The organism is bacterium (assembly GCA_021372615.1).
Classification (GTDB): Bacteria; Armatimonadota; Zipacnadia; order Zipacnadales; family UBA11051; genus JAJFUB01.
Window position 1 is genome coordinate 45,345 of the sequence record JAJFUB010000171.1, and the last position, 17,180, is coordinate 62,524.

General features: G+C 70.3%; 6 protein-coding genes. 3 read left to right on the top strand and 3 right to left on the bottom strand.

From position 1 onward, the window contains the following. Positions 1 to 244: 244 nt before the first annotated feature. Positions 245 to 1,222, top strand: coding sequence for a hypothetical protein (locus LLH23_24035; protein MCE5241546.1), 978 nt, complete (start codon positions 245 to 247; stop codon positions 1,220 to 1,222). Between the two features lie 69 nt (positions 1,223 to 1,291). On the opposite strand, the gene LLH23_24040 is transcribed toward LLH23_24035, so the two are convergent. Then, positions 1,292 to 4,069, bottom strand: a complete 2,778-nt coding sequence (locus LLH23_24040; GenBank protein ID MCE5241547.1) for a heparinase II/III-family protein — start codon at positions 4,067 to 4,069, stop codon at positions 1,292 to 1,294. A 276-nt stretch (positions 4,070 to 4,345) separates the two neighbouring features. After that, positions 4,346 to 8,161, bottom strand: coding sequence for a DUF6067 family protein (locus LLH23_24045; GenBank protein ID MCE5241548.1), 3,816 nt, complete (start codon positions 8,159 to 8,161; stop codon positions 4,346 to 4,348). A 165-nt stretch (positions 8,162 to 8,326) separates the two neighbouring features. Here LLH23_24045 and LLH23_24050 point away from each other — a divergent pair, with 165 nt between their 5' ends. Together LLH23_24050 and LLH23_24055 are read left to right on the top strand one after the other, a co-directional pair. Beyond that, positions 8,327 to 11,677, top strand: coding sequence for a hypothetical protein (locus LLH23_24050; GenBank protein ID MCE5241549.1), 3,351 nt, complete (start codon positions 8,327 to 8,329; stop codon positions 11,675 to 11,677). 150 nt (positions 11,678 to 11,827) lie between these two features. Then, the gene (locus LLH23_24055) at positions 11,828 to 15,148 is read left to right on the top strand and encodes a hypothetical protein (protein MCE5241550.1); all 3,321 of its coding nucleotides are present in this window, start codon (positions 11,828 to 11,830) and stop codon (positions 15,146 to 15,148) included. Between the two features lie 4 nt (positions 15,149 to 15,152). On the opposite strand, the gene LLH23_24060 is transcribed toward LLH23_24055, so the two are convergent. Then, positions 15,153 to 17,180 (bottom strand): hypothetical protein (locus tag LLH23_24060; protein ID MCE5241551.1); only part of this gene is annotated, 2,028 nt, incomplete at its 5' end.

Genomic DNA, 17,180 nt, shown 5'->3' on the forward strand with positions numbered 1-17,180 from the left:
GGCGTGACGTCCGGCCAGCTTGCTGGGGGTGTTGTTCGCGGGCCGGGGCAGTATTCCCTCCGCGCCAGGGTCGGTGCGGACCGACGTGCCCCACTCGGCACACCCGCGGGCGGCGAGATTCTCCGGAATGTGCTCGGAGCCCCGTGCGTCTACTATGATTGATAGTAGCCACGAAGCCTGACCATGAGAGACCGCAGACACCGCGCAGCCAGACCATGGCCAGCCCACGAAAGGACCGAGTCACATGAAGACGCTACGCACCATGCTGGTACTCACAGCCCTCTGTCTGGCCGTCGTGGTCTCGGCCGCCCCCGCTGGCAAGCCCCGCCAGGGCGCCCGGAACACGCCGCCGACCGCGACGATGGCGCAGAGCCACAGCCAGCCGGCCAATCAGGCCGCAGCGAACCGCGGCTGGGGCAAGACGACCCCGACCCCGCAGCGGCCGCAGGGCAACGGCCCGGCTGCCTCGGGCAACGCCCCCGGCACACCGGCAACGGGCCCCTTCGGCCAGGGCGGCAATGCTCCCGGCTACGGCCAGCCGAAGCCCAACGCCCCGAGCGGCCATGGGCCCGGCCAGACGCCCGCCGGCAACGCCCCCGGCTACAGCCAGCCGAAGCCCAGCACCCCGAGCGGCCATGGGCCCGGCCAGACGCCCGCCGGCAACGCGCCCGGCTACAGCCAGCCGAAGCCCAACGCCCCCAGCGGCCACGGGCCCGGCCAGACGCCCGCCCGTGACGAACGCAGCCGCTCCTACGACCACCGTGGCTTCGCGCCGCCGCAGCCGCAGTGCCCGGCGCCCCGACACGATGGCCACGACCGGCCGTCCGGTCGGCACAATGACGGCCACTGGCGCTATCTGCCGCTGGTGGCGCTGATCCTGCGCGCCTTCACTCCGTCCGATCCGGATGTGCTGGGTGCGGTGATCATCGGGGCCGACGACACCTTCCTGGGCGTCATCAGCCGCGACACCGACGACCCGGAGTCCATCACGAACCGCGAGGGGCGGTGGGGCAGCCGTTGGTCGGACGAGTGCATCTGGAACCCGGAGGGCTCGTGGGGCAGCCGCTACGCCCCCGACAGCCCGTGGAACCCGTATGCGACCCGCCCGCCCCGGGTATTCGACGACCACTACTTTATCGGCTACCTGACCACCAACACCGACCTGCATCCGCGGATTGACCCGGAGTGGCTGCGGACCTACCTGCGCGTCCCGCGCTGGTAGCCGCACCCTCTGCACGCAGCGCAACGGGGCCGCCGAGGCGGCCCCGTTGCTGTTCTCAGGGCAGGGACGCTACCGTGGCAACTCGATCTGCACCGGGCAGCCGAGCTTCATCTGCCACACCGCGCCTTCGGCATGGTTCACACCGGCGGCGGTGCTGATGCGGAAGGTGTTGCGGCCGGTGAAGGTCCGGCGGGGGAAGAAGACCTCCTTCGTCTGGTCGCCGACCAGCGTCAGACCATGGTCGCGCGCGAGCACGATCAGGCTCTTGTCGCCCTGTCGCCTCACCTCGGCGATCTCGTACCCGTGGGTGTAGCCTCCCGGATGGGTCACGATCATCCAGCCGCCTTTGAGGGTGTCGCCCACGGGCAGCGTCGCCGCCGTCACGAAGCCATTCACCCCTTGCCCCGCGGCCCGGCGCGGCGCCGCCTCGATCGCCCCGCTGTACGCCGCCGTCTGGCAGGTGACACCGAAGCCCTCGCCGGCCAGTGACTCGCCCTCGAGGAGCCAGGCGCCGATCACCTTCCCGGCCTGTCGGCGCACGATCCCCAGCCGTCCCCGCAACCGCACACCGGTCGCCGTGACCCGCTCGGGGTACGGGGCCTCGTCCGAGGTGCTGATGATGGTGTCCACACAGTCCCCATGCGTCACCTGCAGCGCGGTCGCGAAGTCGTCCGCCGGAGCCAGCGCCAGGGGCTGCACGCTGCCGAGGAAGGGCTTGCCGGCATAGGGCTCTTCCACGACGGCGAAGAGGCTGGTGAGTGTGTCCCCGGCTTGACGGCGGACGACCAACTGCGGCATCCAGAACGCGAAGGACTGGGCGGAGTCGCTCTTGCTGCGCCGGACGGACGGGCTGCGCCCCAGGTATACCTGCGCGGGAACGCCACCGACGACGTGGGCGCGTACGCCGCGCCCGGGGGGCTCGGGGTAGGTGAAGGTCACATCGCACGGGGTGGCAGCTTGCCCCTCCCCCACCTCGCGGATCAGACCGTACGGGTTGTACTGCGATTGCTCGTCGCGCGGCTCCTGCCAGGTCTCACCGGGTTCGAGCAGGCTGCCTTCCCGGGGCTTGAGCGGCAGGCTGCAGGCGGCTGTGGTGTCGGTGTCGGCGTCACCGTGCAGCAGCCAGTCATGCGTGCGGCCGCCCCTGACCCGGAACAGGTCCACCACGTAGGCGTCACGGGCGGAGACGGGCACCATGACCAGTAGCCGCCGGTAGGCCTGTAGGTCCTTCACCGCCGCATAGGCCCGGCGGCCGTCGGCCTCGACGGCCGAGACGCCCGCGGTGTCGGGGAAGAACCACAGCAGGTCGCCATCCGACTTCGCGCTGTTCTGGCTCTGCCGGTCAATGGCGACGAGATTGTGGCTGATGGTGCAGGAGTTCCAGCACCGGGCCCGCGTGTGGTTGTAGCCCAGGTCCGGGAGCATCTCCCGCTCCCTGGCCCACAGCGACAGGTTGAGGCTATCCAGGTGGGAATGGCCATACGCGCCCGAGAAGTGCAGTTGCGCCTGCATCTGGTCCGCCCCCTCGCCACGCCCCAGCGAGGCGTGCCCGTAGCCGGGGCAGATGCTGGAGACGGTCTGTTGCCGGGGCCGCGAGCGGCGTTCCCCGGGCCAGGTGTCGTGTACGGGCGTCGAGCAGCCGTTGGGGAGGTCCAGCACCTCCGGCGCGTGCAGGGCCGTGGCGATGAAGGGGGCTTCGTTCAGCGGGTCGAGGTTCTCGAAGTGCTTGCCATCGGCCGGGTCCACGAAGCCCGGCGGGTCGCTGTAGCCGGTCAGCGCCACGAAGTCGGCATTGACGCGACTGATCGTCTGGTAGTGGTACGAGGGGGCTTCCTTCCACATGCCGTCATAGAAGCAACCGCCGTACAGGATCTCCTTGAGCCAGTTGTACGCCCAGTGGACGTAGTGGGGCTCGTTGATGACTTTGCCCATCGCCACGGCGGTCATGAGCGAGGAGGGCGCGATGTTCCCGGCGTTGATCTCGGGGCCGAAGGTGTCCTCGTAGGCGAAGCACGCCTTCAGGAAGTCCTTCTCGAAGCGCGCGCGCGCGTCGTAGCCGCGCTGCCCGGAGAGCCGGTCGAACTCGGGGCTGTCGTAGACGAGGTCATAGGCCTCGGGCACACCCCCGGGCAGCTCATCCTCCGCCCACCGGCCCCACTTGCCGCCCGCGGAGGGGTACGGGGGCTGCTGGGACTTCCGGATGTAGAAGGTGGTGATCCACTGATCCATGACCGGGTAGTGCGGGTAGACCTGGGCGATGCGGTCGAGGATCAGGGCAGCCCGATAGGCGTAGGCAGGCTTCTGGGTTGCCTGGTAGGCCATCCCGAGCGCCCGGCACTGGCCCACGATCCAGTTGCGCCGGTGCATCAGCAGGTGCGCGGGCAGGAAGATGCGGATGCCGGTCTGCTTGTCCACCTGGAACGGGTAGCTGAAGCTCTCGCCCAGCACATTGGGCCCGGCCATCACCTGGTCATCGGGATAGGCCGCGTTCGGGTACGTCGTGCCACACTGCTTGCACTGCAGCTCGTTCGGCCGCTCCACCGTCCAGGTGAAGGTGTCGCCCGGGTAGCCGGCGTGGCAGTGGGGGCAGTAGCAGAACCGGCAGAAGGGCCGGTCGGGCACGAAGGCGAGCATCTCCTCCTCGCTCATCGCCATGACCCGCGCGACGGCCCGCTCGTACTCGGCTGCCCGCGCCGGGTCCAGGTCGTGCTTGAGCACGGGGTGCTTGAGGCCCACTGCCTGCCCGGCGCCGTGGGCGGGCGCCGCTGCCAGCGCCATCAGCAGCACGCCGCAAAGCGCGGCCAGACAACCGGCGGAGGCGAGGGTGTGGCTTGCCATGGGTGTCATGTTACCTGATGCTCCCCTAACCAATGAGGTCTACAGCAATACGAAGACAGGCCGTGGGTGCCGCGTCGTGGCTCACGGTGCACCGGATATGCACCGGTGGCCCTCACCCCCGGCCCCTCTCCCAGGGGGAGAGGGGTGAACGACTCCGGCCGAAGGCCTCTCCCCCCTCTCCCCCTGGGAGAGGGGCCGGGGGTGAGGGAGCCGTCAGGTGTGCGGCACCCACGCCTCAGCATGTGGCTGCTTACCCAAGGCTCACTACCGTGCGCAGCGCAGCCGCTACTTCCCCCGGACCCATACCACGATGTACCCCAGCGACTTGAGCGGGGCGGCCAGCAGCCCGTTCTGCAACGTCAGGTTGGCCTCGCCCAGGACATCGCGCGCCGTCAGGGCGCCCTTCTGCCGCAGCGCGGCCAGGTCGAACGTCACCTCGGCGGCCTGCTCGGCGCGGCCGACGTTGGCGATGACCGCGATGAAGCCCCGGCCGGGGCGGTTGTAGAGGCTGACCTTGATGTCCGGGCCACTGGTGCGCACGAAGCGCTCGCTTCGCCAGTACGGCAGCCAGGCACAGTCAGCCTGGCCCCGCCCGAACTGGTCGAAAGTGCGCCAGAGCGGGGCGAGAGCATCGGTGTAGCCGCGCACCGGCACATCGTGCAGCAGGCTGAAGGCCATCGCCTCGTCGCGCGTGTAGGCGGTGGTGGCGACGAGGAAGTCGGCCGGGACGCCCCACTGGTGGCCCATGAACTCACACCGGAAGGCATCCAGCGGCAGGATGTCGAGCGCGAACGGCCCGCGTTGGTGGCCCTGGAACTGCTCGCCGTCGAGGTAGCTGGTGGCGAAGGCCAGCGTGGGGATGGTCATGCACGAGGACTGGTGCACATCCACCTGCCCCTGCGGGTTGTGCCGCTTCACGATCGTGTGGATGCGCTTCATCAGGTTGCGCACCGCGAAGACCGGGTAGGTCTTGCCGACACTCCCGTCGGGTCTGACATAGCCGCAGCCGTGGGCGGCGTTGGTGCAGCCCCAGGGCTCGGAGGTGCCGTCCAGGTAGACGCCGTCGTTGCCGTACTCGGTCATCTGCCGGTCCAGGCCGTCGCAGATGAAGTCCTGCCAGGCGCTGTTGTAGCAGACGATGGAGACCCACTCACCGTAGTAGTTCTCGCGGCTCTCCGGGGTCACGATGCAGTCGGCGTGGTAGGCGTCGTACTCGGGCGCGCGGTCGCTGATGAGGTAGCCGTAGTACAGCAGCAGTTGCAGGTTGTGCGCGTGGCAGCCCGCCACGAGCTTGTGCAGCTCCTCGGGCCGCTTGGCGACGGGGTGGTTCTCGGCCATCGCCCAGTGCTCGTGGAACTTGAGCGTCCGCACCCCCAGGCCCTGGAGGTGGTCGAGGTACGTGGTCGGGCGATCCGTGCCCGGGATGAGCAGGGCCCGGCCGAACTTGCCCTCCCCGAAGACGCCGTCGGTCACCACGCCGCCTGCGCCCTTGACCGGTCGGGTCGCCAGCCGCCCGTTGGGGGTGAAGGCCTCATCCAGGTGGTCCAGCAGCAGCGTGTCGGCCTCGGCCTGCAGGGGTTGCGTCAGATCGAAGGTGGTGTGAGGGGTCGAGGAGACGCGCACCTCGTCGAAGTCGAAGCCGCTGAGGGGCTGGCCGAGCGTGATCGTCGCCTGCGACAGCTCCCCCGCCGGCAGGCCCTGGAAGACCTGTTCGCCCGCCAGCTTCCCGTCGAGATACGCCCGGGCGGCGCTTCCCCATGTGAAGGCGATGTGGTGCCATTCACCGACCTTCCACTGTGCGCGCGTGGCGAGCAGCACCGGGTGGCTGCGCCCCTGCCGGAAGTACAGCCGCAGGCTGCGGTCCTCAATGTTCCAGTAGTAGCCGACATGCACGTCGTTGCTGAAGCTGAAGTCCACGCAGTTGCGATTCAGGGCGCCGTTCGCTCCCCTGGGGTCCCGCGGGGGGAAGGGATCGAAGTGCGGCCGCACCCAGCATTCGAACGTTCCCTGCTTCAACTCCAGGTTGCCCTGCAGGGGGTACGTGAGCACCGTGGGTGCGAAGAATGGCAGGCTCTCGATACCGTAGTTCCCCCCGCCGCCGGCGCGCTGGTCCCAGACACTGGGTCGGGCCGCCTTCACCGGGGTCGCCTGCAAGCCGAAGGTGTAGTCGAGGGGCTTGGTCAGCGTCTGCGGCTGCGTGATGAGGTTCACCCGGAAGATGACGCTCTGCCCCTCCCGGCGGATGTCAATGACCTCTTCCTCGCGGGCGTTGAAGAAGTTGCGGTCCGACTCGGAGAACCAGCACAACCCGCGCGCCTCGTCCCCCAGCCAGAAGAACGGCTTGAAGGGCCCCCGGTAGCCCTCGGCAGGCAGCGCCCCGGCGTTGCTCGACTTCCCCCAGCGCCCCGGCCAGCAGTACAGATACCGGGCATACTCCGCCTTCAGCGGGATCTCCAGGGCGAGGCTGTCCACGGACGCCTGCCCGGTGGGGGTCAGCCTGAAGTCCGACCGGATCATGCCGTCATACTCGACCACCACGGTGCCGTCGCAGGTGAGGCTACCCGCCTGCGCCCGCCCAGCGAGCTTCGCCATAGACGGCCGGGCCGACATCACCTTGCAGCCCGCCCCGCTCCACACGAGCCGCTTGCCCCCCACGCTGCCGACCAGGGCGATCGGCCCGGAGAGCACCTCCGTCTGCCGCGTCAGCGCCGACGCGGGGAAGGGGAGCGCCCCCCACTTGTACGTGCGGCCCCAGCACGCCACTTGCTGCCCCGTAGCCCGCACCGGCGTCCACGGCGGCAGCACCTCGTCGCTGATCCCCGCCCGGCTGCCCAGCCATACCGGCTTCTCGGGCTTCTCCAGGGCCACAGTCACGGCGTAGGGCTCAGCGCGCCCCGGGCCCGACACCACCACTTGCAGGTCGTACTTGCCGGGGGCGAGCGCGGCCACCGGCAGCGTGAGGCTGGCTTCACCCTCGGCCGAGAGTTGCCCCGTCGCCTCCCCGGCCGCCTGCCCGGCGGCACTGACGAGCTTGGCCTGGGCGGTCAGTTGCTCGGGCGCGGCGCTCAGCGTCGGCCCGGACAGCCGCGCAACCACCTTCCCGCTCAGCCAGTACTTCTCGACCTCGACGGTCAGAGGCGGCTTGACCGTCGCCGCGGCCGTCGCCGACCACAACACCTGCGCCCCGGCCCTGACCTGCGCCGTCACGCGGTAGTCGCCAGCCGTGGGCAGCCCCTGTGTCTGCGGGAGGGGCACGGTGAGCAGCAACGGCTCGCGCTGCGTCCCCCCGGTGGCGCGCACCGTCCCCGCCGGCACAGTCTTCCCGCCCTGGATCGCGGTCAGCGTCGCCTCGGCCTGCAGGGGAGCAGCAGAAGGGCCCCATTGCCCGCGCAGTTCCAGGGCCGTGCTCAGCACCTTCGGCCCCCGCAGCACGACCGGCGCCGCCTGGCGGGAGAAGACGAGCGTGCCGAAGCCCGCCGGCTGGTGCAAGCCCGAGGGCATCGGCGACCAACTGCCGCCACGCTGCCCGGGCGCGGTGCAGTCCCAGGCGAAGTTGGCGGCCCAGGACTGCCCGTCCGTCGGCAGGTCAGCCTTCAGCGCCGCGAACGGTACGGCCACTTCCAGCGTCCAGCCGTCAGCGGCGATGCGAGTCCGGGCGGTCCAGGCGGCATTGAAGCCCGCGTCCATCCTGATGGCGTCGTACTGCACGCCGGCGGCAGTCACGATGAGCTGGAAGTACGAGCCGCGCTTCCCGGTCGGGTCGAGGAAGATCTCAAAGGCGTCGTCGGTCCACACGGCGCCGTCGCGCTCGGTCACGGCCGTCCGGGGTCGCCGGCCCTGTGGCATCGGCAGCCGCGCCGCAATGTACAGGGCGTTGGCGTCGTAGGTCAGGAACATCTCGGCCTGGACGGGGGCTGCCATGCCGTCGGGGAGAGTGAACCCGCCGGGGCCGCAGGCGGCGTCCCATTCGCCGGGGGACAGCGCGCCATCCATGACCGGCGGGGCGGTGCACATCGGCACAGCCACCTGCGGGGCGGCGAGGCAGACGGCAGCGGGCAGGAGGGTCAGCGACAGCAGGGCGAGGCAGGCGAACCGAGGCATGGTGCAGTGACTCCGTCGTCGGGACTGGCGGCTCACAGCAGCTTCGTTGCACGGAGTTCACCGTTGGGGCTGTCGCCGCCTCCTGCCCCGTACGGCGGGACGGACAGGAATCGCCGCCGCTGCGGCGAAGTGGGGGCCAGCCAGCATCACCCGAGGTTCTCGCCGATGACACGCCTCTTCCCGGCTCCTGTGCTCCTGGCCATGGCTGTCCTGCCGGTCTGCGCGGCACCCCTGGCGCTCGCCGTGGAGCCCGGCAATCTGGAGGGTCTGTGGCTCTTCCACACCGACCCCTCCGACGTCGGGGAGCAGGAGGGCTGGCAGGCCCTCGCCTTCGCTGACGCGGACTGGCGGACGATCCGTGCCCCCGGCGGCTGGGAGGCGCAGGGGATCACCGACCCGCGCCCCGGCGAAGTCCCGCATCCCCGGAACGGCATGACGTACTCGGACTATGACGGGGTGGCGTGGTACCGGCTGCATGTGCTGATCCCCGCCGCCTGGGCCGGGCAGGACCTGCTGCTGCGGCTGGGCAGCGTGGATGACGAGGACCGCACGTTCGTCAATGGGCAACTCGTGGGGGCCACGCCCGACCGTCGGCCCGGCGCCCCCCCGCTGACCGTCCGGTCCGTGCAGGCCATGCGACGCTACGTCGTGCCCGCGGCGCTGGTGCGGGCCGGCGCGGAGAACGTGATCGCCGTCCGCGTGCTCGACGGCGGCGGACCGGGCGGCATCCCCGGCCCCAGCCTGTCGCTACTCCCTCCCAAGGCGCTGAGCACCATGCCCAAACACCCCCAGCCCGACCGCCCCCTCGCCGAGCGTTTCGCCGATCCCCCGGCGTGTGCGCGGATCATCAAGATCATCCACAACTGGCCCGACCATCTGCCCGCCCAGGACGATCTCATCGAGACGCTCCTATCCCAGGGCTTCGGCGGGGTGGTCAGCAACGTGTCCTTCACCGACTACCCGTCCAGCGAGGACAAGTGGACTGCCTTCTTGCGGGGGGTCGCCCAGGCGAAGCAGGCCGGGATGGCGCTGTGGCTCTATGACGAGCGCGCCTACCCCTCCGGCGCCGCCGGGGGGATCACGATGGAGGGCAAGCCGGTGCCGCAGTGGCGGGACCGGACGGCCCTGCCCCCGCCGCCGGCGCTGCACCCGGACTGGGAAGCGCGTGGGCTGTTCGTGGCGGAGGTGGAGACCGGTGCGGGGGAGGTGAAGCTCGACCTCCCGCCCGGCCGCTTCGTCAGCGCCGCGGCTTACCCGGTGCGCGAGGGGCAACTGGACCTGGCGCACGCTGTTGACCTGGGCGGAAGCGTCGCCGAGGGCAAGCTGTCCTGGCAGGCTCCGGCGGGCGACTGGCACGTCCTCGCCCTGACTGAGGGCCGCCTGTACGAGGGCACCCACGCCCAGATGAGCCTCAATGAGAAGATCCCCTACATCAACCTGCTGATGCCCGAGCCGACCGCGCGCTTCCTGCAGGTCACGCACGACCAGTACGCCGCCCGTCTGGGCCAGGACCTGGGGCAGACGTTCATCTCGACCTTCACCGATGAGCCGTCACTGATGAGCGTCTTCCTGCGCAAGATGCCCTACCGGCCGCTGCCGTGGTCGCCGAACCTGCCGACCGAGTTCGCGAAGCGCCGGGGCTATGAACTCGCCCCGTTCCTCCCGGGGCTGGTGGCCGACTGCGGCTCGCGGGGGCTGAAGGCCCGCTACGACTACTGGCAGACCGTGGGCGAATTGGTGTCGGAGAGCTTCTTCGGCCAGATACAGGAGTGGTGCCATCGGCATGGTGTGCTGTCGGGCGGGCACCTGCTGGCCGAAGAGTCGGTCGCGGCCCACCCCGGTTTGTATGGCGACTTCTTCCGCTGCATCCGGCGGCTGGACGCCCCGAGCCTGGATTGCCTGACCAGCGTGCCCGAACAGGTGCCGTGGCATGTCGCCCGCCTGCTGGCCAGCGCCGGCGACCTGACCGGCAAGACGGTCGTCATGTGCGAGACCTCCGACCATGCTCAGCAGTACCGGCCCGCCGGCGATACCCGGCCGGCGGTGGTGGTGTCCGAGGAGCAGATCCGGGGGACCTGCAACCGCCTGATCTATGGCGGCGTGAATGTCATCACCAGCTACTACAGGTTCGTCGGGCTGACCTCCGCCCAACTGCGGCGGCTGAACGAGCACATCGGCCGCTGCTGCACGATGCTGACCGGCGGCCACCAGGTCACCGACGTGGCGGTCCTGTACCCGTCGGAGACGCTGTGGCGGCATACGGTCCCCTCGCACCTGTGGGCCACGGACGCCGGCGGCGCGCGACAGGTGGAGCAGGCGTACTTCGCCGCCTCTCGCGCCCTGTATGCCGATGGCCGCGACTTCACGTATGTGGACAGCCAGGCCCTGGCGGACGCGCAGGTACGGGATGGCGTGCTCACACACGGGGCGCTGCAGTGGCGTCTGGTGGTGCTGCCCAGGGTGGACACGCTGCCCATGGCGGCGTGGGAGAACCTCGCCCGCTTCTGGCGGCAGGGCGGAGCGGTCGTCGCCCTCGGGGCGCTGCCCACCAACAGCGAGAGCGAGTTCCCGTCAGCGGCGGTGCAGGCGCTGGCCCGCGAGATGTTCGGGCAGCCCACGGGCCCCGGCGTGGTCACGAATGCCGCCGGCGGTGCGGGCGTGTACCTGCCACCCGGCTCCGAGGCGCTGCTGTCGCTGGCGCTTGGGGGGCTGCTGGAGCCTGATGTGCAGACCGCCCCCGGCAGCCCGATCCGCGCTACACACCGGCGCCTGGACGGCCGGGAGGTGTACTTCGTCATCAATGACAGCCCGGCGTCGTGGACGGGCGAGGTGTCGGTCTGCGCCACCGGCGACGGCGAGCAATGGGACCCGGTGACCGGCCAGATGACCCCGGCCGCGCCGAAGCTGTCGCTGAGCCTGCAGCCCTATGGCGCGACGCTGCTGCGCTTCCCGCAGGCCCGCCTCCCCCGGCGTAACCGACCGACAGGTGAGGCCCTGCCCGGCCTGAACTTCACCCGCCTGCCGGCCGTCGTGCCTGTGCTCGCCGGCAACCCGAAGGTGCAGCAACAGCAGACCCAGGACGCAGCCCACAGCGGTCCGGACAGCCCGGCCTGGGAGATCGCGGGGACGCTCGCCGAGGGCGGCGTGGATACGCACCTGTTCGCCTGCTTCCAGTACCCGCAGGCAGTGGACATGAGCGGCGCGGTGTGCCTGGCCCTGGAGGCATGGGCCCCGGCAGGACAGCGTACGACGGCCGAACTGCTGGTCATCCTCCAGGACGAGGATGGGGGCGACTACATGGCGAACACCGGGTGCTTCCTGGGGGTCGCCGGGCGGCATGAGATGTTCGTGCCCCTCAGCGCCTTCCGGGCGGCCGGCTGGTCGAAGGACCCGGACGGCAAGCTGGACCTGGGGGCGATCCGCGAGGTGCGCGTGGGGTGGGGCGGGTACTTCGGCCGCACGGGCGAGCGACTCACCTTCAGCCTGAGCCTGCCGCAGGTGGGTCGGGTGAAGTAGGCAGCAGACTGACTACGGGGCCAGCCCGACCGCAGGGGTGTGTCCCCGGAACGTTGGGGTCTGTCCCCGCAGGGCCGGCGTCAGCCGGGCCGCAGGGGGCTGACCCCACCACCAACAAGCGTCGCCAACCTCCCTCATCGGGGTGATATCATGCGATCTCTCGTGCCTCTGTCCCTCCTCGTCTGCACCCTCGCGCTGGCCCAGGCGCCCGCGCCGCGACTGGTCGAGGACTGGCGCCATGCCTACCAGGGCGAGGACGCCACCGGCCCCCATGTCATCGCCCTGTGGCAGTTTGAGCGGGGGACGGAGCTGAAGGACGCTTCCGGCAAGGGCCATGACTTGACGCTGCGAGGCGCGCGGCTGAACGCCGAGGGGCGCTTCGGCGGGGGGCTGCAGAGCTTCCGCGGCTGGCCCGACAAGGACGAGGCCCACTGCGCCATAGCCGCCAACGACCGCGCCCTGTCGCCCACGGGGGCCTTCACCATCGAGCTATGGCTATGCCCCAAACCCGAACTGGAGGGCTACGCGACGGCCTTCCTGCTCGACAAGATGTACGGGGACAAGACCGACTACCAACTGGTCCTGACCGGGACGGAGAAGGACCCCCTCAAGATGCTCCGGGCCAACCTGGGCTTCGGCGACGCGGTGGTGAGCTTCACGTCCGATCCCGCCCGCTATGAGCCCGGCGTCTGGCACCACGTGGCCTTCACCTACGACGGCGAGGGCACCGCGCGCTTCTACCACGACGGCGTGTGCCTCGGCGGGCGCACGGAGGCCGGACGCTCGGCCCTCTGCCCCGGCAAGCTGCCGCTCGCCCTCGGCGACCGGGGCGGGAGCCTGTACCGTGGCTTCCCTGGCGTGCTGGATCAGGTCCGGCTGTGCAACGGTGTCATGACCTTCGGCCCGGTCGCCATGGCCTGCGTGTCGGACCGCCGGGCCTTCGTGCGCATGGAGCGGGCGACGCTGCGGTTCTCGGTGACGAACCTGCAGCGGACGGCCCTGGCGGGGGCGGAGGTCGTCTTCTCGGTGGCGGGGAGGGAAGCGGCGAAGCTGCCTGTGCCCGATCTCGCGCCCGGCGCAAGCCACGTGGTGGAGACGCCGCTGGACACCAGCGTGCGCCCGCAGGCCTATGAGGTCAGCGCGCGCGTGACGATCCCCGGCGGCGCGACCGACGAAGAGCGCTTCCGCGTGACCATCGTGCCCCGGCCGCTGCCCCAACGCTTCTCGGTGATGATGTGGGGCGGGGCCTCCGTCAAGGACTTCGCGCGGCTGAAGGACCTGGGCTTCACCCACTTCATGGGGCTGAACGCGGACTACGGGAAGATCTGGGATGCCGGCAAGCCCACCGAGGCCTCCGCCCCACAGGCGGTGGCCAGCACGAAGGCTGCGCTGGACGACGCCCTGGCGGCGGGGCTGGGCATCCTGGGCTACCTGTACCCGGGCCGCTGGGCGCAGTGCAAGCCGGAGTTCCAGCGTGTGAATGAGCAGGGCCAGCCCTATCCCAAGCCCACCGATGTCTGCGGCCTGTTCCCGGAGATCAAGCAGTACTGCGCCAATGTCGGCGCCTCCGTGGCCCAGACGTACGGCGCTTTCCCCGCCCTGCAGTGGGTGGATGTGCATAGCGAGGTCCGCGACGGCTCTCGCCCGTGCTTCCACGCGCACGACCGGGCAGCGTTCAAGCAGTTCGCGGGGTTTGAGATGCCGGCGTTCCCCGCTCCCGTGGTACACCTGCGAGGCATACCGTATGCCAGCATCAAGGGCTTCCCCGCCAGCCACATCATCCCGGACAACTACCCCCTCTACGTGTACTACCAGTGGCTGTGGAAGCAGGGCGATGGCTGGAACGACTTGCACACGGCTGTGGACCAGGGCCTCAAGTCCACCGGCCGCCAGGACCTCATGACCTTCTACGCCCCGGCGGTCCGGGCGGCCAGCGTGTGGGGCAGCGGCGGGCATGTGGACCAGATCGGCCAGTGGAGCTACTCCTACCCCGACCCGATCCGCGTCGGGATGGATGTGGACGAGTGCTTCGCCATGGCCGCGGGCACCGACCGCCCCGGCCAGGTGCAATCCGCCGTGCAGCTCATCTGGTACCGCTCGCAGACGGCCCCGCCGCCGGGCGAGGCCGCCACGGCGCAGACGGCGCAGTTCATTGACAAGGACACGCCCGGCGCCCGCGGCGACGGCAAGGTGGGCCCTGCGGTGGCCGACTGGGAGCGCGAGCAGCCCGACGCCCGCTTCATCACCATCGCCCCGATGCACCTGCGCGAGGCCGTGTGGACGAAGCTGTCGCGGCCCATCCAGGCCATGCAGCACCACGGCTGGCAGTCGCTGGTGGACACGGGCCTCAAGGACGCCTACCGGTACACCAACCCCGACACGCAGGAAGAGCTGCGGCGACTGGCGCGCACGGTCTATGAGCCGTTGCAGCCGGCGCTCATGCAGGTGCCCGACCGCCCCACCGACGTCGCCTTCCTCGAGAGCTTCGCTGCCCAGATGTTCGCCCAGCGCGGCACGTTCGGCTGGAACGGCGGCTGGGAGGGCGATGCGTACCTGATCCTGCAGTACGCACAGTTGCAGCCACAGGTGATCTACGACGAGACGGTGATGAAGCGGGGGCTGGACGGGTACAAGGTGCTGGTGCTGACCGACTGCGACGTGCTGACTGAGGGTGTCGTCCAGCGGATCAAGGCCTTCCAGGCCAGGGGCGGGCTCATCATCGCCGACGAGCGACTGGTCGGGGCCATCAAGCCCGACATCCAGTTGCAGAGCTTCACCCGCCCGAACAGGGCCGACGAGGCCAAGGCGCTGCTGCTGAAGACGGCAGCGGCCCTGCGGGCGGAACTGGACGCCCACTACCAGCGCTACGCGGCCTCCGCGAACCCCGAAGTGGTGACACGATGCCGGCGCTACGCCACGACAGACTACCTGTTCGCGATCAATGATCGGCGGGAGTTCGGCGACTACGTCGGCCGGCACGGGCTGGTGATGGAGAACGGCCTGCCCTCGGAGGCGACACTCACCCTCCGGCGGCCCGGTGGCGCGGTGTATGACCTCGTCGCGCACCGGCCGGTTACGGCGACGGCGGCCAAGGGCGCCCTGAGCTTCCCGGCGGCATTGGGGCCGTGCGAGGGGCGGGTCTACATGGTGACGGACCGCCCCCTCGCGGCGGTGCGGCTGACCGCCCCGGCGACGGTCGCCCGAGGGACCGCGGCGCGCTGTCGGGTGGCGGTAGTCGACGATCGCGGCCAGCCGCTGGCAGCGGTCGTGCCGCTGCGGGTGGACTTCCTCGACCCCGCCGGGCGACCAGCGGAGTTCAGCGGCTTCTACGGCGCGAGGGACGGGCAGGTGGACATCAGCTTCGACCTGGCGTCGAACGACACGCCGGGCGTCTGGCGCCTGCATGTGACCGAGCTGGCATCCGGCCGCGAGGCCGACGCCTACGTGCGGGTCAGCGCAGGGAAGCCGTAGGCCGCTACTGCGGGTACTGCTTCACCACCTGCACGCGCAGGCTGAAGTCGCCGACGGACTTGCTGTCAAAGCTGAAGCGCACCTGGTTCGAGCCGGGCTTGAGGGTGGGCGCAGCGCCCTCGGGCCGGCAGCGCTGCCGCACCAGGCCATCGCGCCCGTACACGGTCGCCTCGCCGCTGCCGGAGTACGCCAGGCGCTCGCCCGTCCCCATGGTGACCGGGAAGGTCAGCGTCTTGCCGTTGACGGTGAAGGCAGGGCGGGACACATTGCCGCTGTCGCGGAGGGCCTGGATCTCGTCCAGACAGCAGGACACGGTCCGACCCGAGGGTACGCCGTTGAAGAAGACGATCAGGTACTCCACCTGTGACAGGTTGACGGTCGCCCGGCCACCGAGGGGGAACTCGACCCGCTTCCAGCCGGTGAAGTCCACCGGGGTCACCATGTCCTGCCAGCCGCCCGCCGTGTCGCGCAGTTGCAGCTTCAGCGATTGCCCACCGGCATCGCCATAGACCCAGCAGCCCAGCGCAGAGTAGTCGGTCAGGTTCAGGGGCGTGGCGAAGCGCCGGCCGCGCGCGCACCAGCCACCCCCGTCGCCCCGCGTGCTGGTGGCGCTCAGACGCAGGCTGCCCTGCCCGGCCTTGACCGGGTTGCTGACCGGCTCGAGCTTCACTGTCACCCCGGGCTTGGCGGCCACGCCCTGCACCTCCCCGTCGTACACATACTGCGTGTACTTGTTGTCCGGCGTGTCGGCAAAGCCAGTAGCGTTCTCGCAGCCCTCGATCACCAGCGGCTTGGCCTCCTCGGGCGTACCGGATCGCCCGGCCGTGCGCTCCACGACCAGGTCCACCTGGAACGCGGCGCTCTTCACGCCGGGGCGACGGGCCATGGTCCACTGGTTCTGCTTGCCATCGAGCGCCTGGATGGTGCGCGGGGCGTCATACTCGGTGCGCAGCCTCTGCCAGTCCACTGCCTGCTTCGGGGCGGCGCCGGCCAGGGGCGCCCCCTGGCCGATGACCGTCACGCGGGCACGGGCCTGGCAGCCCTCGGGCTGGTCGCAGGCGAAGGCCATCGCGTTGTCACCGGCGGCCAGGACGGGGGCGTCGCCCTGCGGGGTGACCCGCGTGATGATCTCCCCCCGCTCATCCCGCACGCAGCAGTCGTCGGGGCCCTCGTACTCGATGTACTGCCCGCTCTCCAAGGACACCGGGAAGACGAGGCGCTTGCCGCCGATAGACACGGTGGGGTTGTTCAGCCGGACCTTCAGCGCCGGCAGGGCCTTGACCGGGCCGATGGTGCACTGGACGGCCTCGCCGGGGGGCAGGTCGTTGGTGTAGATGTTGAAGGCCCCGACCCGGCCGCGCTGCAGCGGCGTTCGGCCTACCTCGCAAGGCCCACCGTAGGGCCAGATGTAGTCCTGGTGACGCTGGGCGTCGCGTTCGCGCAGCAGCAACTCGAAGTAGCGCCAGCCGGTGAAGTTGACGTCCACATAGTGATCGTCCCAGGCGGTGTAGTATTCGGGGCAGTTGTTAAGCTGGAAGTTGAGCAACTCGCCCTTGCCGTCGCCATACACCCACACACCCAGCGCACCGCAGCGGGCCATGTTCAGCGGCGGCGTGAACACCTGCCCGAGCTTCGTCCATGCACCCCGCCGGGCCGCCGTGGCGTTCTTCGCCGTCAGACAGCCCCCGGTCGCTCCGCCCCTGATGCCCTGCGTGGCCGTCGTGAGCTGCTGGGTGACGCCCTGGGCGGTCACCTTCACGCCAAAGTCCTCGGGGCGGCTGAAGTCCGAGAGCACCACCGCGTCGGGCGAGTCGTAGGGCGCGCAGGCGTAGAGCGCCTCGACCCGCAGCTTCGCCGGCTGGGCCGCGAAGCGGTTGGTGGTCGTCCAGCCCTGGGTGCCGTCCGTCAGCGACGTGATGCGGTGGGCGGCGTAGTCGGTGGGGCGCAGTTGCCAGGCGCCGTCGGGAGCCTGGGCCAGGCGGAACTGCTCCCCCTGCGTCCGCAGCTTCGCCCGCACGGACTCGGGGAAGTA